The sequence below is a fragment of the Aeromonas sp. genome, from assembly GCF_050252055.1.
Classification (GTDB): Bacteria; Pseudomonadota; Gammaproteobacteria; order Enterobacterales; family Aeromonadaceae; genus Aeromonas; species Aeromonas caviae.
This window is the reverse complement of sequence record NZ_JBFWLQ010000009.1, coordinates 48,890-69,231: the sequence shown is the minus strand read 5'-3', so window position 1 is coordinate 69,231 and position 20,342 is coordinate 48,890. Positions and strand designations below refer to the sequence as shown.

General features: G+C 64.1%; 19 protein-coding genes and 1 pseudogene. 14 read left to right on the top strand and 6 right to left on the bottom strand.

Annotated elements, in window-relative coordinates; all coding sequences use genetic code 11:
- Positions 1–23 precede the first annotated feature (23 nt).
- From AB7E19_RS16115 to malZ, 8 genes are all read left to right on the top strand, one after another.
- The gene (locus tag AB7E19_RS16115; protein ID WP_010676062.1) at positions 24–884 is read left to right on the top strand and encodes a hypothetical protein; all 861 of its coding nucleotides are present in this window, start codon (positions 24–26) and stop codon (positions 882–884) included.
- A 191-nt stretch (positions 885–1,075) separates the two neighbouring features.
- On the top strand, positions 1,076–1,522 hold the full coding sequence (locus tag AB7E19_RS16110) for a DUF962 domain-containing protein (protein ID WP_041214237.1): 447 nt from the start codon (positions 1,076–1,078) through the stop codon (positions 1,520–1,522).
- A 21-nt stretch (positions 1,523–1,543) separates the two neighbouring features.
- On the top strand, positions 1,544–2,023 hold the full coding sequence (locus AB7E19_RS16105) for a CreA family protein (RefSeq protein WP_113069208.1): 480 nt from the start codon (positions 1,544–1,546) through the stop codon (positions 2,021–2,023).
- Positions 2,024–2,100: 77 nt separating this feature from the next.
- Positions 2,101–3,090 carry a 2-hydroxyacid dehydrogenase gene (locus tag AB7E19_RS16100; RefSeq protein WP_322131299.1) on the top strand — a complete coding sequence of 330 codons (990 nt, stop codon included), beginning with the start codon at positions 2,101–2,103 and terminating at the stop codon, positions 3,088–3,090.
- 104 nt (positions 3,091–3,194) lie between these two features.
- Positions 3,195–4,556: a molecular chaperone gene (gene yegD, locus AB7E19_RS16095; RefSeq protein ID WP_322131300.1), complete on the top strand. Its 1,362-nt coding sequence runs from the start codon at positions 3,195–3,197 to the stop codon at positions 4,554–4,556.
- Between the two features lie 178 nt (positions 4,557–4,734).
- Positions 4,735–5,154 (top strand): META domain-containing protein, encoded by a 420-nt coding sequence (locus tag AB7E19_RS16090; protein WP_010676067.1) that lies wholly within the window; start codon positions 4,735–4,737, stop codon positions 5,152–5,154.
- Between the two features lie 69 nt (positions 5,155–5,223).
- Complete coding sequence (locus tag AB7E19_RS16085; protein WP_039039670.1) at positions 5,224–6,072, top strand: HDOD domain-containing protein; 849 nt, start codon at positions 5,224–5,226, stop codon at positions 6,070–6,072.
- A gap of 245 nt (positions 6,073–6,317) precedes the next feature.
- The gene (gene malZ / locus AB7E19_RS16080) at positions 6,318–8,147 is read left to right on the top strand and encodes a maltodextrin glucosidase (protein WP_029314873.1); all 1,830 of its coding nucleotides are present in this window, start codon (positions 6,318–6,320) and stop codon (positions 8,145–8,147) included.
- Positions 8,148–8,301: 154 nt separating this feature from the next.
- Here malZ and AB7E19_RS16075 read toward each other — a convergent pair whose 3' ends face one another.
- Complete coding sequence (locus AB7E19_RS16075; protein WP_042016441.1) at positions 8,302–8,835, bottom strand: ATP--cob(I)alamin adenosyltransferase; 534 nt, start codon at positions 8,833–8,835, stop codon at positions 8,302–8,304.
- A gap of 94 nt (positions 8,836–8,929) precedes the next feature.
- The gene (locus tag AB7E19_RS16070) at positions 8,930–10,051 is read right to left on the bottom strand and encodes a DUF5610 domain-containing protein (RefSeq protein WP_053288185.1); all 1,122 of its coding nucleotides are present in this window, start codon (positions 10,049–10,051) and stop codon (positions 8,930–8,932) included.
- A gap of 169 nt (positions 10,052–10,220) precedes the next feature.
- Between AB7E19_RS16070 and trmA the strand changes: the two genes are divergently transcribed.
- The 5 genes and pseudogenes from trmA to AB7E19_RS16045 all read left to right on the top strand — a co-directional run bounded on the left by trmA (position 10,221) and on the right by AB7E19_RS16045 (position 14,117).
- Positions 10,221–11,354 (top strand): tRNA (uridine(54)-C5)-methyltransferase TrmA, encoded by a 1,134-nt coding sequence (gene trmA, locus AB7E19_RS16065; protein ID WP_322131301.1) that lies wholly within the window; start codon positions 10,221–10,223, stop codon positions 11,352–11,354.
- Between the two features lie 264 nt (positions 11,355–11,618).
- Complete coding sequence (gene rstA / locus AB7E19_RS16060) at positions 11,619–12,326, top strand: two-component system response regulator RstA (protein ID WP_010676073.1); 708 nt, start codon at positions 11,619–11,621, stop codon at positions 12,324–12,326.
- A gap of 25 nt (positions 12,327–12,351) precedes the next feature.
- A pseudogene (locus AB7E19_RS16055) lies at positions 12,352–12,441 on the top strand (two-component system response regulator RstA); the annotation flags it as partial.
- A gap of 113 nt (positions 12,442–12,554) precedes the next feature.
- A complete protein-coding gene (gene rstB, locus AB7E19_RS16050; RefSeq protein WP_319859182.1) occupies positions 12,555–13,880 on the top strand; it encodes a two-component system sensor histidine kinase RstB in 1,326 nt (441 codons plus the stop codon).
- A gap of 54 nt (positions 13,881–13,934) precedes the next feature.
- The gene (locus tag AB7E19_RS16045; RefSeq protein WP_010676075.1) at positions 13,935–14,117 is read left to right on the top strand and encodes a hypothetical protein; all 183 of its coding nucleotides are present in this window, start codon (positions 13,935–13,937) and stop codon (positions 14,115–14,117) included.
- Positions 14,118–14,188: 71 nt separating this feature from the next.
- On the opposite strand, the gene AB7E19_RS16040 is transcribed toward AB7E19_RS16045, so the two are convergent.
- From AB7E19_RS16040 to rpmE, 3 genes are all read right to left on the bottom strand, one after another.
- Entirely contained in the window at positions 14,189–15,445 is a 1,257-nt protein-coding gene (locus tag AB7E19_RS16040; RefSeq protein ID WP_043153426.1) for a malic enzyme-like NAD(P)-binding protein, read from the bottom strand.
- Between the two features lie 179 nt (positions 15,446–15,624).
- Positions 15,625–17,058 carry a DUF2867 domain-containing protein gene (locus AB7E19_RS16035; protein WP_322131302.1) on the bottom strand — a complete coding sequence of 478 codons (1,434 nt, stop codon included), beginning with the start codon at positions 17,056–17,058 and terminating at the stop codon, positions 15,625–15,627.
- 116 nt (positions 17,059–17,174) lie between these two features.
- Positions 17,175–17,390 carry a 50S ribosomal protein L31 gene (rpmE, locus tag AB7E19_RS16030; RefSeq protein ID WP_010676078.1) on the bottom strand — a complete coding sequence of 72 codons (216 nt, stop codon included), beginning with the start codon at positions 17,388–17,390 and terminating at the stop codon, positions 17,175–17,177.
- Positions 17,391–17,537: 147 nt separating this feature from the next.
- On the opposite strand from rpmE, the gene priA reads away from it, so the two are divergent.
- Positions 17,538–19,745, top strand: a complete 2,208-nt coding sequence (gene priA, locus AB7E19_RS16025) for a primosomal protein N' (RefSeq protein ID WP_322131303.1) — start codon at positions 17,538–17,540, stop codon at positions 19,743–19,745.
- Here the strand turns inward: priA and AB7E19_RS16020 are convergent.
- Positions 19,742–20,281: a TetR/AcrR family transcriptional regulator gene (locus AB7E19_RS16020; RefSeq protein WP_201888812.1), complete on the bottom strand. Its 540-nt coding sequence runs from the start codon at positions 20,279–20,281 to the stop codon at positions 19,742–19,744. The genes priA and AB7E19_RS16020 overlap by 4 nt on opposite strands.
- Positions 20,282–20,342 lie beyond the last annotated feature (61 nt).

Below are 20,342 nucleotides of genomic sequence, written 5' to 3'. Positions count from 1 at the left end.
CGGATCCTACAGGAGATCAAAGCGTGAAATGGCTCATCAGGCTGTGCTTGTGCCTGCCATTGCTGGCACAAGCACAGACGCTCACCGTCAAGGTCCCCAGCCGACCGATCAACGATCTCGACAACGAATACCAGCTCAAGCTGCTGGAACTGGCGCTCAACCACGCCGGGCAGCCCTACAAGCTGGAGCGGGTCGACCTCAATCTCAACCAGTACAGCCTCCAGCAGGCGCTTGCCAAGGGCAAGGTCATCAATGTGTTCTGGATGGGTACCTCCAGCGCGCTGGAATCCTCCCTCACCGCAGTGCCAATCCCGCTGTTTCGTGGCCTGGAAGGGCTGCGCCTCTCCTTCATCCACGCCGATGCCCAGGAGCGGTTCAACCAGATCAACACCCTGGCAGACCTCAAGAAACTGAAAGCCGCACAGGGGGTGGGCTGGGCCGACAACAAGATCCTGGAACTGGCAGGCATTCCCACCTATGCCGGGCGCTACAGCAACCTGTTTCGCCTGATGAATGACGGCGACAAGCTGGACTTCTTCCCCCGTGGTCTGGTGGAAATCTTCGCCGAACGCAGCGAGCTGGCGGCACAATATCCCAACCTGGTGATCGATCAGCACCTGCTGATCCGCTACCCCTTCGCCGAGTTCTTCTTCGTCAGCCCGGAGTCGCCGAAGCTGGCCAAGGCGATCCAGACCGGCCTCGAGCGTGCCTATGCCGACGGCAGCTTCATGGCGTTCTTTCGGGAGAACCCCAAGATCCGCGAGGCCCTGGCCAGCGCGAATCTGGAGCAGAGAGTCACCATCGCCCTGCCCAATCCCGACATGACCCCCTTGCTCAAAAGCATTCCGGCCCAATATTGGGAATATCCACCGTCGCAGGAGTAAACGGACACGATATCCGGCGTTGAGAATATCCACCGCTGCGAGCATAAACGGACACGGTATCCCGGCATTGGGAATATCCGCCGCCGGGAGCGTGATCAGCCGCGGGTCATCCCATCCGGTGGGCGCAGCCCGCCGCAGACGCACAGGAACGCGAGGTCGCCCGGCCTCAATACGCGCACCAGGGAGGTGCCATGAAACGACTGGATGACTGGTTTCGCGACTACGGCCAGAGCCATCAACACCCCGTCAATGTGGCCATCCACAAGGTGGCTGTGCCAGGCATCTACCTCTGCATCCTGGCACTGCTCTGGTGCCTGCCCGCTGGTCCCCTGCCAGCGTCCTTCAACTGGGCGGGGCTGGTGGCCATCCCGGTGCTGGTCTTCTACCTGCGGCTGTCGTTGACGATCTTTACGGGGATGACGGCCCTGACCGCCCTGGGACTGGCCTTCTGCCACGTCTGGCAGGGGCCGCTGCTGTGGCCTGCCCTCATCGGGTTCGTGCTGTTCTGGATAGCCCAGTTCGTCGGTCACCATATCGAGGGGAAACGTCCCTCCTTTCTCACCGACCTGCAATTTCTGCTGGTAGGCCCCGCCTGGGTGCTGGCCAGCCTCTATCGTCGTTTGGGCATCCCTTTCTGAGGGAGGCCAACAGGAGAGACCATGAGACATCTTCAGACCCTTGCTCGCACCCTGCCCCTGCTGCTGGGGGCACTGATGGCCGGCCCGGTGCTGGCCGACAAGGCCGATCCCGTCGGCGAGGTGAGCACCGCCTTCAAGCTGCTCGGACCCAACCACAAGATCCTGGTGGAAGCGTTCGACGACCCGAAAATCACCGGTGTCGCCTGCTATCTGGCCCGCCCCAAGACAGGGGGCGTCAAGGGCGGACTCGGGCTGGCGGAGGATCCCTCCCACGCCTCCCTCTCGTGCCACCAGATCGGCCCCATCACCCTGCCCGCCAAGCTGAAGGCGGGGGAAGAGGTGTTCGACGTCAGCACCTCGCTGGTGTTCAAGGAGCAGAAGGTGGTGCGTTTTTACGACGAGAAGCGCAATGCCCTTGTCTATCTGACTTACAGCACCAAGTTGGTGGATGGTTCGTACAAGAGTGCGGTCAGTGCCGTTCCCATCATGCCCTGGGGTTGAAACAGCACCACTTATCCCGTGATGACGGTCACTATTTGTTGTAATTTAACCACATCATTATCTACGGAGAGCGCACCATGAGAGTCGCCGTTTTCAGTACCAAGAGCTACGACAAGGAACATTTCCACCAGGCCAACGCCCAGTACGGTTTCGATCTGGAGTTCTTCGACGTGCGGCTGGAGGCCAAGACGGCCCGTCTCGCCCACGGCTTCCCCGTGGTCTGCCTGTTCGTCAACGATGATGCCGACCGCGAAGTGCTGGCCGAGCTGGCGCAGTACGGCACCAAGGTCATCGCCCTGCGCTGCGCCGGTTACAACAACGTGGATCTGGCCGCCGCCAAGGAGCTGGGACTCAAGGTGGTGCGGGTGCCGGCCTACTCCCCCGAGGCCGTTGCCGAACATGCGGTGGGCCTGATGATGACCCTCAACCGCCGCATCCATAAGGCGTATCAGCGCACCCGGGACGCCAACTTCTCCCTGGAAGGGCTGGTGGGCTTCAACATGCATGGCCGTACCGCCGGCATCATAGGCACCGGCAAGATCGGCATCGCCACCTTGCGCATCCTCAAGGGGTTCGGCATGCGCCTGCTGGTGAGCGATCCCTATCCGAACCAGGCGGCCATCGATCTGGGCGCCGAGTACGTGGATCTCGATACTCTGTTCCGCCAGTCCGATGTCATCAGCCTGCACTGCCCCCTGTTCAAGGAGAACTATCACCTGCTGAACAAGGAGGCCTTCGCCAAGATGAAGGACGGGGTGATGATCATCAACACCAGCCGGGGCGGCCTGCTCGACTCCAACGCCGCCATCGAGGCTCTCAAGACTGCCCGCATCGGCGCCCTGGGGCTGGACGTCTACGAGGAGGAGGAAGACCTCTTCTTCGAGGACAAGTCCAACGAGGTGATCACCGACGACGTCTTCCGCCGCCTGTCTGCCTGTCACAATGTGCTGTTCACCGGCCACCAGGCCTTCCTGACCCGGGAGGCACTGCACGCCATCGCCGACACCACCCTCAGCAACATCCAGGCCATCGAGAGCCAGGGCCGCTCTGACAACGAAGTGGAGTGATCCCTGAGGCGTTGTCGCCACGCCATTGATCCCGCCGCCGGGTTGTGAGACCCGGCGGCATCGGGTAGGCTACCAGCCCTTTTTTGTACAGGAGTCTGGCCAGCATGTTCATCGGATTTGATTACGGTACCTCCAACTGTGCCGTCGCCGTGATGGAACAGGGCAGCCCCAGGCTGCTGACCCTCTCCGGTTCCCATTACCTTCCCTCCACCCTGCACGCCCCCCACCGGGACGCCATCGCCGGCCTCCTGGCCGAAGGGCTGGCCCCCGTCCAGCAGAGCGAATACCTCAAGCTGCGCGGTCCCGTGGTGACCCGGGCACAGGCGGTGCGCCGCCAGATGCGCGAAGAGGGACTCATCGACGAGCTGAGCTTCGGCAGTGCGGCGCTGGCGCGCTATCTGGAAGAGCCGGACGAGGGCTACTACATCAAGTCCCCCAAATCCTTTCTCGGGGCCTATGGCCTCAAGGCTCCCCAGATCGCCCTGTTCGAGGACATCGTCTGCGCCATGATGCTGCACGTGCGCCGGGAGGCGGAGCAGCAGACGGGCAGCACCATCCGCCAGGCGGTGATCGGCCGACCGGTCAACTTCCAGGGACTGGCGGGGGAAGAGAGCAACCGCCAGGCCATCGCCATTCTGAGGGAGGCGGCACGCCTCGCCGGGTTCGAGCGGGTGGAGTTCCTCTATGAGCCGGTGGCCGCCGGCTTCGAGTTCGAAGCGCGCCTCACCGAGGATGCGGTGGTGCTGGTGGTGGACATCGGGGGCGGGACCACCGACTGCTCCGTGCTGCGCATGGGCCCGAGCCACCGTGACCAGCTGGATCGCAGCGGCGACCTGCTCGGTCACAGCGGCCAGCGCATCGGGGGCAACGACTTCGACATCCGCCTGACCGTGGAGGGCATGATGCCGCTGCTCGGCATGCACGAGACCCTCAAGACCGGCAAGCCACTGCCCCATCCCCTGTTCTGGGACGCCGCCGCCATCAATGACGTCAGTGCCCAGAGCCGTTTCTACAGCCTGGATACCGCCCGTCAGTTGCAGGATCTCCAGCTCGACAGCCAGCCGGGCAGCAAGCTCCCGCGCCTCGCCAGCCTGCGGGCCCACAAGCTGAGCCATCAACTGGTGTGGCGCGCCGAGCAGGGCAAAATCGCCCTCTCCGACCACGAGCACAATCACCAGACCCTGAACGAGCTGGAAAAAGGGCTGGAGGCGGCACTCACCCGCCCCCAGCTGGCCAGTGCTTCCGCACCCTTGCTGGAGAAGATTGGCGAGCTGATGGACGAGGCGATCCAGGCGGCAGGCGTGCAGCCTGACCGGGTCTTCGTCACCGGCGGCAGTGCCCGCTCCCCCCTCATCAAGGCCTTCATCCAGCAGAAACTGCCCAAGGTACCGCTGGAGGGGGGTGATGACTTCGGTTCGGTGGCCTCGGGCCTCGCCCGCTATGCCGAGCGCCTGTTTGCGGACTGAAACGGCCAGGGGAGCCATGGGCAACCGGTAGACAGGTTCGCTCGGGGCGGGTGTTGCCATTTGCCGACACCCCCTCTTCCCCCGGGGCGACAGAAGCGGTCGGGCTCCTCCCCCCTCGCCCTGCCGCCCGGGCCCATGGACGGGTATGCTTGTCATACCCACCACCGGAGCCCCTTCAATGCCCAGATACCTGCTACTGCTGCTCGCCCTGCTTCTGCTCAGCGCCTGCAGCAGTGCTCCCCGCTTTGCCTCGCAAGACCTGCAACACCATCACTGGGTGCTCGATCGGCTGGATGGCCAGGCCATCGCCAGCCGCCGCAGCAATCCCCCCGACATCGAGATCGGTGAGCACTTCACCGTCAACGGCATCGCCGGTTGCAACCGCTACTTCGGCCAGGGTCACCTCAAGGGGAACAAGCTCTGGGTCACCAGCCTCGGCAGCACCGCCATGGCCTGCCCCCCCGAACTCGATCTGATAGAGCAGGCCGTGCTCGCCACCCTGACGGAGGGGGCCACACTGAGCGGTTCCACCCAGACCCTGATCCTCCAGGGAAAACGGCACCGTTTGGAATACAGGCTGCAAGACTGGGTGTACTAGAGCTCACAAAACCGCTCGCCAGCAGGAACAACTGGCCAGGCTGTGGCACAATATGAGGCATTGTTAGCAATGGAGGCTGCCTCAGCCATGTCGATGGATCGCCTGTTTGGCAAGATCAAGCAACTGCCCACAATTCCGAAACTGCTGCACGAGCTGATGCAGAGTTTCAACGACGAGAATGCCCGCATCGACGAGATCGCGGCCAAGATCGCCATGGACCAGGTGATCAGCGTCAAGGTACTGCGGATGGCCAACTCCGCCGCCCTGCGCCGTGGCAATGAAATCACCTCCATCGAACAGGCGGTGATCCGCCTCGGTTTCAACCGCCTGCGCTCCGTGGTGGTCGCCTCCGGCATCATCAGCAGCTTCAAGGCCCCTCCCGGCTTTGACAAGCTCCACTTCTGGACCCAGACCTTCCAGGTCGCCACCATTGCCCGCACCCTGGCACAGCAGACCACCTCGGTGGATCCCGAGACCGCATTCACCTGCGCCCTCATTCACAACATTGGCGAGCTGCTGATCCAGAGCACCCTGCCGGAAGAGGCGGGGCTCATCAATCTGGCCATCGAGAAAGGCAGCAGCCGGGTCGATGCCCAGCGGGAGATGCTGGGTTACGACTATGCCCAGCTCGGCGCAGAGCTGGCGCGGCGCTGGAACCTGTCGCCCGCCTTCGTGGATGCCATCGCCCAGCAGCTCGACCCCCTCTCCCACGATCCGGTCAGCAAGGAGGCCGTGCTCATCCGGCTCGCCGTCTTCGTCTCCTTCGCCTGGCAGGCCGGCGTACCGGCACAGGCCATCATCGCCCGTTTCCCCAGAACCCTGGCTGACCAGCTGGGGCTGGATCCCGCCAGCCTGGCGGATCAGCTGGAGCAGCTCCACGAGCAGGGCAACGCCCTGGCCGATTTGCTGACCCAGTAGATGTACAACGGCCGATCAGCAGGAGCCGGATCCCCGTCTCATTCTGGCGGATTAGCTCGAACAGCTGCACGAACAAAGCAATGCCCTGGCCGATTTGCTGACCCAATAGCGTCACGGCAGACCGCCCAGCCAAGCCGGAAGCACCGTCTCATTCTGGCCGGTCGTCACATACACACGCCCATGGACGGGATAAGATGGCCTGCGCCCATCCCCCACTCCTGAGCCTCTCTGACACAGTAGATACCATGACCCATCCCTTCCTGTTTCACCCCCAGGCGGCACCCTGGTTCAAAGAGAGTGCCGACACCCTGCAGCTCACCCTGTTCAGCGAGCTGGACGCCCCCATCCGCGAGGTGTGGCTGCGCCACGAGCCGGACAACGAGGAGTATCTGGTCGCCATGACGCCGGTCGCCACCCGGGACAGGCTTCAGGTCTGGCAGGTCGAACTGCCGCTGGCCAGGGGGCAGGAGATCCACCTCTACTGCTTCAAGTGCCTCACCGACGAGGAGCAGTGGTGGCTGCACGGGGCGGGCGTCAGCGCCGCCATGCCGCCGCGGGAGCAGCATTTCCGCTTCAACAGCCATCACCAGCCCCCGGCCTGGGTGCAGGATCAGGTGTTCTACCAGATCTTCCCCGACCGCTTCTGCAACGGCGACCCGTCGCTGAGCGTCAAGCATCACGAGTACGAGTACAGGGGCAAGGCGGTCATCAGCAAGGCCTGGGGCGAGCCGGTCAGCCGCCACGAAGAGGGGCACGGCGCCTGTGAATTCTACGGCGGGGATCTGGCGGGCATCGACGCCAAGCTGCACTACCTGCAATCCCTGGGGGTGACGGCGCTCTACCTCAACCCCATCTTCGATTCGCCGAGCAACCACAAGTACGACACCCAGGACTACTTCAAGGTGGATGCGCACCTCGGTACCAATGCCCAGTTTGCCGAGCTGACCCGCAACCTGCACCAGCGCGGCATGAGGATCATCCTGGATGCGGTGGTCAACCACACCTCCACCGAGCACCCCTGGTTCTGCCCACCGCTGGGCGCCCAGAGCAACCCGGACTCCCCCTGGCGCAGCTTCTACACCTTCGATCAGGAAGGGGATTATGTTAGCTGGAAAGGGATCCGCAGCCTGCCCAAGCTGGATTTCTCAAGTGAACAGGTGCAGGACGCCGTTTATCGGGCAGACAACGCCATTCTGCGCTACTGGATGCGCGCCCCCTACCAGATCGATGGCTGGCGCTTCGACGTCATCCACATGCTGGGGGAGCGGGGCACTGCCGAGGGCAATCGCGGCCATGTGCGCGCCATTCGCGGTGCAGTGAAGCAGGAGAATCCGGACGCCTACGTGCTGGGCGAGCACTTCTTCGAGGCGAGCCAGTGGCTTCAGGGGGATCAGGAGGACGGCGCCATGAACTACTACGGCTTCGCCCACCCCATCCGCGCCTTCCTGGCGGGGCAGGACATCGCCTATCACCCCATCAAGATCAGCGCCACCGAGCTGGATCACTGGCTCAAGCTGGCGCGGGCCCATATTCCGTTCAAGAACCAGCTGGCCCAGTTCAACCTGCTGGACAGCCACGACACCGCCCGCTTCCTGCACCTGCTGGGGGAAGACAAGCAGCGGATGCGACTCGCCGCCACCCTGCTCATCACCTACATCGGCGTGCCCTCCATCTACTACGGCGACGAGGTGGGGCTCTCCGGCGGCAACGACCCGGACTGCCGCCGCTGCTTCCCCTGGGATACCACCGACTGGGATCACGTGCTGCACGACCACTATCGCCGCCTGATCCAGCTGCGCCGCCAGCGCCCGGCCCTGCGTCGGGGAGACATCCAGACCCTCTACGCCGGCCCCCACAGCTATGTGTTCGCCCGTACCCTGCAAAGCGATCAGGTGGTGGTCGCCTGCAACCGCCACCCCACGGAGCCGCGCACCATCAGCCTGCCCCTGTGGCAGACCGCCAGCCCCGCCAGCCGCTTCACCGATGCCTTCAACGGCGACAAGTTCGAGGTGGTGCAGGGGGAGGTGCAGCTCACGATCCCGGCCAACTCCGCCAGGGTACTGCTGTCGAGCTAGAGATAGCGGCAATAGAAAACCGGCGCTCGGGGCGCCGGTTTTTTTATGCCTGCATCCCCCGAAGTGGCGGATGCTGCCTCATCGCTGTTTTTCGATCCGATACCTCTACATCGCCATGTGTGATGCGACGAATACATCAAACATCATCTCTTCATCAGTAGTTGATGCTGACATAGGGGACTTCGGTCACATCCCACGCCTGCTTGAGGTAGACGGTGAGCACGAAGAAGAAGTTGGCCAGCAGATTGGCGAAGCGATAGAGGATGGGATCGAAGCGCACGCCGCTCTCTTCCAGGCGTACCAGCAGACGCACCACCTTCTTGCTGCCACAGCGGCACAGGTGCAGGGTGGGAATGGGCTGGGGCCCCTGGGGCAGCACGAAGCCGGTCACCCGGCCGCGACTCGCCTCGTTGTAGTGATCGTACCGTCCCTTCAGCCAGTCCAGATCCTCCTCGAAGATGCCGAGCCGTCCCCGCACCGAGCCGTTGAGGTTGTAGATGAGCCGCTGCAGGGTCGCCAGATCCGCCATCACGGGCCGGGTATCCTCATCCGGCATCAGATGAGAGAGCACGGCACCCACCTGGCAGCAGAGCTCGTCGGTGGCGATCTCGTAGTCGCACTGGAACTGGGTTTCGAAGATGAAGGGGTAGCAGAGCTCGCGCTTGTCTCTTGGCTTCTTGGGGTTCATGGCATCGCCGGGCTGGGGAAAAGGGCAGTGTGCCAGCCCGGGGACGGGCTGGCAAACACCCCGCCCCCGCCAGCATCACGGGGGCGTCGCCAGACTAGCCGGTCGCCATCTGCTGGCCAAGCAGCCGCATGGCCTCCAGCATCCGCTGGTTGAAGCCCATGAAGCCTGCCCCCTGGGTCGCCCCGTCCTGACCCCGCGCCGCCAGCACGGTGGGCGTCAGCGCCTCCTGCTGGGAAGGGGGCAGCAGGGCGTCGGCCTGCTGCTGCAACCGGCTGAGCCTCGGCAGGTAGTCCGCCAGGGGCTTGAGGCTCTCCTGCAGGGAACTGGCCCCCTGGTAGGTCTGACTCAACTTGGCCGATTGCTTGAGCTTGAGGGAGTAGGAGACCAGCTGGCTGTCATCCAGTTGCAGCCCGTTCAGCCCGTCCGCCAGGGTCTTGCCGTCGCCCCCCTTGAAGAACTGCCCGGCCAGCTCGTCCAGCCCCTTGACCAGGGTGCCGATGGCATCCATCTCGGCACTGTCGAGATCCCCCTCCAGGGAGAAGTCGAAGCTCTGGCTCGACTTGAGGCTGAACTGGCTGCCACCCCCGTCGCTCTGGGACTTGAACTGCCAGCTGTCGCTGAAGCGCAGCATCACCTTGTCCCCATCCCGGGTCTCGATCTCGAGGAGGGCCTGCTGGCGGCTGGCCATCCTGGCATCCCCCAGATCCGTGGTCGACACCTTGCCGAAGAACTCCTTCTCGAACTCGTCGAGCCCCTTCTGGATCAGCTTGTAGCTCTGATCCATGCCGGTCTTGATGTCCTCGTTGTCCGCCCAGTCACCGAGCAGCTTCCTGGCGTCACCGAAGCCCTTGTCCACCCCCTTGCGGGCCTGCTCCATCATCTTGGTCAGGTCGTCGTCGGACTTGCCGTCCGCACGGGCCGCGCCTATCCGCCCGGTGACGAACTGCAACACGTTGTCCGCCACCGACTGGAAATCGAACAGGGTCTCCGGGGTGACCTCCTGGGGTTCCTGCACCTTGGGTGCCTTGTAGCCCTGGCCGTTGATCTCCAGCGCAAATTGCAGCGCCTGCTGGATCAGCACCTGGGCCCATTTCGGGGGCTTGTTCAGGGAGACCTCATCCCCCTTGTCCGCCGTTTTCGACTCCGTCTGTTGAGGCGATTTGGGAGCAATGCCCACTCCCTTGGGTTGGGCTGCGCCCATGCCATCAATTTGCATCATTACTCTCCCGCCTATAGTGGTGGATCGGTTATCGGCCCGACTGGCCACTTCTTGACCACAAAAAACTTGGACAATCCGCAACGGCCTTTTAAAATCCCCACCCTTTGGTTGGCTGCGGCCTTCCCCCGGTCTTTCCCCGGCTCAGCCCGGTGCATGCGAGGTATCCATGACTCAATCCCAGCCCTCTTCCGCCGACGCCCAGGGCAGACGGACTCCTGCCGACTACCAGGCCCAGATCGACGAGAAGCGCGATCGCCTCACCCAGCTGTTCGCCCCCTTCAATCCGCCTGCGCTGGAGCTGCACGCCTCTCCCGCCGAGCACTACCGGATGCGCGCCGAGTTCCGCATCTGGCACGAGGGGGATGACCTCTTTCACTGCATGTATGCACCGGCCACCAAGGAGATCATCCGGGTCGACAGCTTCCCCACCGCCAGCCTGCTCATCAACCGGCTGATGCCGGTGCTGCTGGCCGGGCTGCGCCCGCACCCCGTGCTGCGCAAGAAGCTGTTCCAGATAGACTACCTCTCCACCCAGTCCGGCCAGATCTGCGTCAGCCTGCTCTACCACCGCAAGCTGGAGAACGAGTGGCAGCAGGCCGCCGAGGCGCTGCAGGCCGACCTGCGTGCCAAGGGGTTCGAGCTGCAACTGATTGGCCGCGCCCACAAGCAGAAGATCTGTCTCGGGGATGACTTCGTCATCGAACGCCTGACCGTGCAGGGGCGCGAGCTGGTCTACAAACAGGTGGAAAACAGCTTCACCCAGCCCAACGCCGCCATCAATGAACAGATGCTGGGCTGGGCCCTGGACGTGACCAAAGAGAGCGAGGGGGACCTGCTGGAGCTCTACTGCGGCAACGGCAACTTCTCCATCGCTCTGGCGCAGAACTTTCGCAAGGTGCTGGCCACCGAGATCGCCAAGCCGAGCGTGGACTCCGCCCAGTTCAACATCGCCGCCAACGGTGTCGACAACCTGATCATCCTGCGCATGTCGGCAGAGGAGTTCACCATGGCGATGCGCGGTGAGCGGGAGTTCAACCGCCTCAAGGGGGTCGATCTTGGCGCCTACCAGTGCAACACCATCTTCGTCGACCCGCCCCGGGCCGGTCTGGACGACGCCACCGTCAAGCTGGTGCAGGATTACGACAACATCCTCTACATCTCCTGCAACCCCGAGACACTGCAGGCCAACATGGCCGTGCTCGGTGAAACCCACGAGATCGCCCGCTTCGCCCTGTTCGACCAGTTCCCCTGGACCCACCACATGGAAGCCGGGGTGTACCTGAAGCGCAAGGGCGGCTGATCCGGGCGGTTCCCCGGCTGCTCCATGGCAGCCGGAGCCGCTATGGCCACTGAAGGGCACGGATCCTGCCTCATCGCGCCGCCCCGACCCGCCACGGGACAAGTGGGGGCGGCCCGATGCCAACCGATTCATCCTTTCCCCCTTCTCCCCCGGGAGAAGGGGCAAAAACCCCCGCATTGATTAGTTATCCCGGTGCAGAGCGCGGACGCAGCCGTTATGCTGGCGACACGCCCACTCACGCCATGACCGGGGAATCACGCCACCATGCCACGCGTTCTGTTTGTTGAAGACGATCCCGAGATAGGCCAGCTCATCAGCAGCTGGCTCGGTCGCCACGACATCGAGGTGCTGCTGGAGACCCGGGGTGACCGGGCACTCGACAGGGCCCTGGCCGAGCAGCCGGATCTGGTGCTGCTCGACATCATGCTGCCGGGGCAGGATGGCCTCTCCCTGTGCCGGGATCTGCGCCCGCGCTTTGCCGGCCCCATCGTCATGCTCACTTCGCTCGACAGCGACATGAACCAGATCCTGAGCCTGGAGCTGGGGGCCAACGACTACATCCTCAAGACCACGCCCCCCCCGGTGCTGCTGGCCCGGCTACGAGTCCAGTTTCGCCAGCAGGGGCAGAGCCAGCAGGCCGTGGTCCCCGCCGCCCCACCCCAGCGCCTGCAGTTCGGCCGCCTCCAGATAGACGGCCCGGGTCGGGACGTGCGCCTCGATGGGGAGAGCATTCCCCTCTCCACCGCCGATTTCGACCTCCTGTGGGAGCTGGCCTGCCACGCGGGCCAGATCCTGGGGCGGGAGGCGCTGTTTCGCAGCCTGCGGGGGCGCGACTACGACGGCCAGGATCGCAGCATGGACGTGGCCATCTCCCGTCTGCGCCGCCGGCTCGGGGATGACAGCAACAACCCGACCCGCATCAAGACGGTGCGCCAAAAGGGTTATCTACTCGTACCCCAGGCTTGGGAATGAGCTGGTGTCTCACACGCCTGCACACCAGAAGCCAGGGAATGACAGCAACAACTCGATCTGGATCAAGACGGTGCACCAGAAGGGTTACCTGCTGGTGCCCCAGGCCTGGGAATAAGCCCCGCCGAATGACCTTGATGCACTCAGCCTTCTCCCCTTGCGGGAGAAGGGTTAGGGATGAGGGGCAACAAGGCAATGTCCAGACGCAATCCAGGCAAGAGGAGAGCCCCCATGCGACGCCTGTTTATCCAGTTCTATCTGTTGCTGATAGGCTGCTTCACCCTCGCCATTCTGCTCATCGGGCTGGTCTATCAGGTCAGTGCAGAGCGGGCGGGGGACCGTTATCTGGAGCGGATGATGCAAGGCTCCCTCGGCCTGCTCACTGGCGAGCTGGCCCGGCTGCCGCCGGAACACTGGGCCGCCCGCACCGGCGAACAGAGCCGCCAGCTCAATCTGCCGCTGCAGATCGGCGTCCTCGCCAACCAGCCCCTGGCCAGCGAGGATCAGGCCTTCCTCGAGGCGGGAAACATCGTCATCGTCGAGGAGGATGACACCTTCCTGCAGCGCATCCCGAACACCGACAAGGTGCTGATCGTCGGCCCCGTCCCCTACCTCTCCTACCTGCACGAGCTGCACTGGGTGGACGTGGGGCTGCTGCTGCTCATCGGCCTTTCCCTCGGCCTGCCCATCCTGCTCTGGCTGCGCCCCCACTGGCGCGGCCTGCAACAGCTCGAACAGACCGCCCGCCGGGTCGGCGACGGGGATCTCTCCTGTCGCACCGGTTTGCCGCCCGGCAGCAGCCTGGGCCGGGTCGGCCGCACCTTCGACCAGATGGCGGAGCAGTTGCAGGCCATGCTGGCCAGTCGCAAGCAGTTGACCGACGCCATCGCCCACGAGCTGCGCTCCCCCCTGGTGCGGCTGCGCTATCGCCTCGCCATGCTGGCCGAGCCTCCCTCACCCGAGGAGCAGCAGGGACTGGAGCGGGACCTCGGCGCCCTCGATGCCCTCATCGAGGAGATGCTCACCTATGCCAGGCTCGATCGCCCCGAACTGCCGCTGCAATGCAGCGATCTGGAGCTCGGCAGCTGGGCCGGCAGCCGCCTGGCCGACTGGCAGGCCCTGCGACCGGACAAGCGGCTCGACTTCGTGCGCCCGGCCATGGCTCTGCCCTGGCGCGGCGACACCCGATTGCTGGACCGGGCGCTGGAAAACCTCATCGGCAACGCCCTGCGCCATGCCACCAGCCAGGCAAGCCTCTGCATAGCGCGACAGGGGGACGACTATCTGCTGGAGGTCGCCGACGATGGCCCCGGCATCGATCCCGCGCTGGCCCCGCAAATCTTCGAGCCCTTCGTGCGCCTGGATCAGAGCCGGGACAGACGCACCGGCGGCGCCGGGCTGGGGCTGGCCATCGTGCGCAGCATCGCCCACCACCACGGCGGCGAGGTGCAACTGCTGCCCGGCAGCAGCGGTGCCCGTTTCTGCCTGACCCTGCCCGTACATTTGGATACAAACCGTCACCAGTCGCTCACTGAACCGCAGGTCGAACAACCCTAGGATGAAGTCATGGAGAAACGCTCCATGTCATCAAACCGAACGAGGAACTGGAATATGAACAAGCTGATCCCCCTGACTCTGGCCGCTGTCTTCGCCCTGACCTCCGGCTTCACCATGGCTGCCACCCCGACCAAGGCCGCCGCTCCCCACGCCACCCAGACCAAGGTCGTGAAAAAGCATCACAAGGCTGCCCACGCCAAGGCGCCGGCCGTCAAGGTTGCTCCCAAGACCAAGTAAGCTGCCCGCTTCCACCATGAAAAAGGGGCCCCCGACAGGGGGCCCCTTCTGTTTTGCGCGCTTGCCGTGACTCAACCCAGCATGTAATCCGCCGGCAGTTCGATGCGGGCCACCCCGGAGGCAACCGCCGCCAGCGCCACGGCACGGGCAACCCGCGGCAGCAGGCGGGCGTCCATGGGCTTGGGAATGACGTAATCCTTGCCGAAGGCGAGTTCACTCACGCCAGCGGCGGTCAGCACCTCGGCGGGCACCGGCTCCTTGGCCAGAGCACGGATCGCCTCCACTGCCGCAATCTTCATGGCATCGTTGATGCGGCTGGCACGGGCGTCGAGGGCGCCGCGGAAGATGAAGGGGAAGCAGAGCACGTTGTTGATCTGGTTCGGGTAGTCCGAACGGCCGGTTCCCATGATGAGATCCCCGCGCACTCCGTGAGCCAGGGCAGGCTTGATCTCGGGGTCCGGGTTGGAACAGGCGAAGATCACCGGGTTGGGAGCCATCAGGGCCACCGCCTCGGCAGGCAGTACGTCCGGGCCGGAGACGCCGACGAAGACGTCAGCCCCATCGATGACATCCATCAGGGTACGCAGGGGGGTGTCGTTGGCGAAACGCTGCTTGTACTGGTTGAGATCGGTGCGGCCGCTGTGGATCACACCCTGGCGGTCCAGCATGAAGATGTTGTGCGGCGCAGCCCCGCACTTGATCAGCAGATCCATGCAGGCGGTGGCGGCGGCACCGGCGCCCATGCAGACGATGCGGCTGGTGCCAATCTCCTTGCCCTGTACTTCCAGCGCGTTGAGCAGCCCGGCGGCGGTGACGATGGCGGTACCGTGTTGGTCATCGTGGAACACCGGGATGTCGCAGCGGGCGATCAGCGCCTCTTCAATCTCGAAGCACTCGGGGGCCTTGATGTCTTCCAGGTTGATGCCGCCGAAGGTGTCGGCGATGGCGGCCACCGTATCGATGAACTGGGCGCTGGTCTCGTGCTTCACCTCGATGTCGATGGCGTCGATGCCGGCAAAGCGCTTGAACAGCAGGGCCTTGCCCTCCATCACCGGCTTGGAGGCCAGCGGGCCCAGATTGCCCAGCCCCAGGATGGCGGTGCCGTTGGAGATGACGGCCACCAGGTTGCCCTTGCCGGTGTAACGGTAGGCATCGGCCGGATTGGCGGCGATCTCGCGTACCGGTTCGGCAACGCCCGGGCTGTAGGCCAGCGCCAGATCGCGAGCGGTCTCGGCGGGCTTGGTGAGGGCGATGGCGATTTTGCCCGGGACAGGTTGGGCGTGGTAGTCGAGTGCCTGTTGGCGGAGATCGTGCTGCTGATCGGACATGGGGGACCCCGATACGGAAATGAATGAGTGAAGCGTTGGCTCGCCAGCGGGCGAGGGCTGAGGATCATAAAGAAATCCCCCGCCCTTTCACAGCATAAAATATCGCTGGATAGCAATGACAGGCTAATCAGTAGCATGTCATGCCACCCAAAACTACCCAATTAGTTATAGATTCGATTTCAATCCATGACTGGAATGCCGGCTTTTGCCTCTGCCTGCCGGGCGATGGCCTCCGTCATCCCCTGGAAGATGAAGAGGTGAAACGGCAGCATGGCAAGCCAGTAAGCCAGCCCCCAGGCCCCCTGCGGATGCCAGTGGGCCGTCACCCGCAGCCGGGTCAGGCCGGACTCCAGGGGCTGGATGTTGAACTCCAGCCGACCGACGCCGGGGGCCTTCATGTTGAACAGCAGATCCAGCCTGCGTCCTTCATCCACCCCGAGGATCTGCCAGGAGTCCAGCATGTCCCCCTTCACGAAGCGATCCGGGTTGGTGCGTCCCCGGGTCCGGGCCGGGCCGCCGATCAGGTGATCCATCCATTCGCGCACCACCCACAGCTCGTTCATGTAGAAGTAGCGCTGCTCGCCCCCCAGCTGCTGCAACACCTGCCACACCACCTCGGGGGTGGCGAGGCAATCCGCCTCCCCGCTGGCAATGCGGTCGTAGAAGCCATACTCGGGATGACGCCAGCGCAGACCAAGGGGCGTCTCCTCCCCGTGCTGCTCGGCACCGAGCCTCTGCTCCAGCGCCAGGCTCTCCGCCAGCGCCTCATCGAAGCTGAGCAGATGCTGGGGCAGCAGGGCGCGCAAGGGGCCGTCATCCGCCGGGATGTCGTGCTTGAGCCCCCCCACCAGCGCCTTGGCGATGGGCTGGGGAACCGAGGTGGCGAACTGCAGCCACCAGGCGGAGAGCCGGGGGCTCAAAAAAGGTATCGGAATGATGGGGCAGCGTTTGCCGATATGGGTGGCGAATTTCTGGAGCTGCTGCTGGTAGCTGAGCAGCTCGGGGCCGGCCGCATTGAAGATCTGGCCATCCACCCCGTCGGCTTCCACCAGCCCGCCCAGATAGTGCAAGAGGTTGGAGAGGGCGATGGGGGGCGTGCGGGAACGCACCCACTTGGGCGTCACCATCATGGGCAGGTTGTACACCAGATCCCGCATCACCTCGAACGCCGCCGAGCCGGGGCCTATGATGATGCCGGCACGCAGCTCTACCGTGGGCACCCCTGCGCTGCGAAACAGCTCGCCACAGTAGCGCCGGGAGTTGAGGTGGCGACTGTTGCAGGGCTCGGGCTGGATGGCGCCGAGATAGACGATGCGGCGCACCCCGGCGGCACGGGCGGCGGCGGCGAAGTTCTTCACTCCCTGCTGCTCCAGCCGGTGAAAACCGGCCCCCGCCCCCATGGCGTGTACCAGATAGAAGACGGTGTCGACCCCCGCCAGCGCAGGGGGCAGGGTGGCAGGCTTGAGGCTGTCGGCGAGGCGAAACGCCACCCCCTCCGGCAGACGGCAGGGACGACGGGCACCGGCGATGACCCTGTACCCCAGACCCTGCAGATGGGGCACCAGGTAGGATCCTATGTACCCGGCAGCTCCCATCACCAGACATGTGCGCATCGGCTCTTCTCCCTTGGTTGAGCCAACACCATAGGGCAAAGCGGGGAATTACAGAATGGCGGCCAATAAAAAAGGCACCCGATGGGCGCCTTTTTCAGAATTCTTCAGAAGCAAGATTACTTCTTGGAGGTCAAGCCACCGAAACGCTTGTTGAACTTGTCTACGCGGCCGCCGCTAGAAACTTCTTTCTGCTTGCCGGTGTAGAACGGGTGGCACTCGGAGCACACGTCCAGGTTCAGATCTTTACCGATGGTAGAGAAGGTGTTGATGACGTTACCGCAAGAGCACTTGGCGGTGATGGCTACGTAGTCAGGATGGATACCAGCTTTCATGGACAACCTCAATTATCAGGCCGTGTCGCCATCCGATCTCTTGTCGGACACCACACGATTGTTGAACACAGTTTCAAAGGCTGCGAATAATATAGGAAACGCCTGAGATCAGGCAAGTGGCTTCGCAGAAAAAATAGGCAACCCCTGGTGAATTCTTCCCAAACGCTGGATCTGGTTCGTGTGGCTGTGCCGGTGCCGTTACGCCGTCATTTCGACTATCTCTCTCCCCTGCCCTTGCCTGCCCCCGGTTGCCGGGTCGAGATCCCGTTCGGCCCGCAGACCCTGGTTGGTCTGGTGGTGGATCACCCGACCGAGAGCCAGGTCCCCCGCAACAAATTAAAACCCTTGAAGAGGGTGCTCGACAGCTCCCCCGTGCTGGGGCCCGACATTCTGGCGCTGATGGCCTGGAGCGCCGGTTACTACCAGCATCCGCTGGGGGAAGTGCTGCCCCATGCCCTGCCGGTGCTGGTGCGCAAGGGTGAGCCCGCCGCCTATCGGGAGCTGGAGTTCTGGTTTGCTACCGATGCGGGCATGGCCATCGACCTCAACGAGCTCAAACGGGCGGCCAAGCAGCAGCAGGCCCTCGCCTTGCTGCGCAAGGGGCCGCAGACCCCCTCCGCCCTCAAACAGGAGGAGATCCAGAGCGCGGCCCTCACCGCGCTGGAGAAGAAGGGACTGCTGGAGAAGCGCTCGCTGGAGCCGAGCCATGATGGCGATTGGGCCACTCGCTTCGAGCCGGGTGAGGGGCTGCGCCTCAACGGCGAGCAGGCGCTGGCGGTGGCCGCCGTCACCAGCCAGAGCAACAAGTTCGGTGCCTTCCTGCTGGACGGCATCACGGGCTCCGGCAAGACCGAGGTTTACCTCAGCATCCTCGAGCCCCTGCTCAAGGCGGGCAAGCAGGCGCTGGTGATGGTGCCGGAAATCGGCCTCACCCCCCAGACCATCAACCGCTTTCGCCGCCGCTTCAACGTGCCCGTGGTGGCAATGAACTCCGCCATGAACGACAGGGAACGGCTCGATGCCTGGCTCGCCTGCCGCGACGGTGGTGCCGCCATTCTGATCGGCACCCGATCCGCGGTGTTCACGCCGTTCAAGGACCTCGGCATCATTATCATCGACGAGGAGCACGACGGCTCCTTCAAGCAACAGGACGGCTTTCGCTACCACGCGCGGGATCTGGCGGTGATGCGGGCCCATCGCGCCGGCATTCCCATCCTGCTTGGATCTGCCACCCCGTCGCTGGAGACATTGCACAACGCCCGCAGCGGCAAGTATCACCACCTCACGCTCACTCGCCGCGCTGGCAACGCCCAGACCGCTCGCCAGGTGATCCTCGACATCAAGAACGTGCGGCTGCAGGCGGGGCTCTCCCCCCAGCTGGAACAGCTGATGGCCGAGCACCTGGCGGCGGGCAACCAGGTGATGCTGTTTCTCAACCGTCGTGGCTATGCCCCGGCTCTTATCTGCCACCAGTGCGGCTGGAGTGCCGCCTGCGAGCGCTGTGACGCCTGGTACACCTGGCACCAGGCCGGGCGGCGGCTGCACTGCCACCACTGCGACAGCGTGCGCCCGCTGCCCCACCACTGCCCAGAGTGTGGCAGCAACGAGCTGATCGGCTCCGGGGTCGGCACCGAGCAGCTGGAGCAACTGCTTGGCACCGTGTTCCCGCAATATCCGGTGGTGCGCATCGACCGGGACAACACCCGCCGCAAGGGGGAGCTGGAGACGCACCTCGGCGACATCAAGGCGGGCAAGTACAAGATCCTGATCGGCACCCAGATGCTGGCCAAGGGCCACCACTTCCCGGATGTGACGTTAGTTGGGCTGCTGGATGTGGATGGCGCGCTGTTCAGTGCCGATTTTCGCGCCGCCGAGAAGCTGGCCCAGCTCTACACCCAGGTGGCGGGTCGTGCCGGCCGCGCCAGCAAGCCGGGGCTGGTGGTGCTGCAGAGCCACCATCCCGAACACGCTCTGCTGCAGGATCTGACCCAGAACGGCTATGGCCACTTCGCCGACACGGCGCTGAAAGAGCGCCGCCTGCTGGGGCTGCCACCGTTCAGCTATCAGGGGCTGTTTCGGGCCGAGGCCAATGGCCGTGACGAGGTGCAGCTGTTCCTCAGCCGCCTCGCCGATACCCTGCGCAGCGCCCGCTATCCCCAGGTGCAGGTGCTGGGGCCCATCAGCGGCTTCATGGAGCGCAAGGCGGGCAAGTTTCGCATGCAGCTGCTGGTGCAGGGGCCCAGCCGGGCACCGCTGGCCCAGCTGCTCAACTGGGCGGTGAAGGAGCTGGAGGGGTGGCCCGAGACCAAGCGGGTGCGCTGGAGTCTGGATATCGACCCCACGGAGCTGAACTAGCGCGGCTCTGCCAGCACGGCCTCCGCCAACACCCTGGCCTGTTCCAGAGCCAGGGGCTGCTCATAGCTGTGGGCCATCACCACGGCCCCTTCCAGCAGCAGGCATAACCCGGTGGCCTGCACCTCGGTGCATTCGAGGGCCTTCCTGACCCAGTTAAGCAACGCACGCTTGTGGGCCACCACCAGCTTGCGCACCGGGTGGCGAGGATCGGAGAACTCGGCGCTCGCGTTGATGAAGTTGCAGCCGTAGAAGTCGCTGCGGCCAAACCAGTCCGCAAAGCCATCGAGCAGCGCCAGCAACCTGGCCTCCCGCCCCGACACCCCATCCATCCTGGCATCAAGCAGGGCAAAGAACTCCGCATCCCGTGCCATCAGCACCGCTTCGATCAAGGCATCTTTGGTGGGGAAGTGGCGATAGAGGGTGCGTTTGGTACTGCCCGCCTCGGCCCAGATGCGATCGATGCCGGTGGCGTGAAAGCCGTGACGATTGAACAGCCGATAGGCTGTCGTCATCAGCTGTTGCCGTTTTTCGCTCATGGTGAATTTCCTCTTGAAGTACACCGATCTGTCTACCTAATGTCGCAGGCTGGATCAAGTG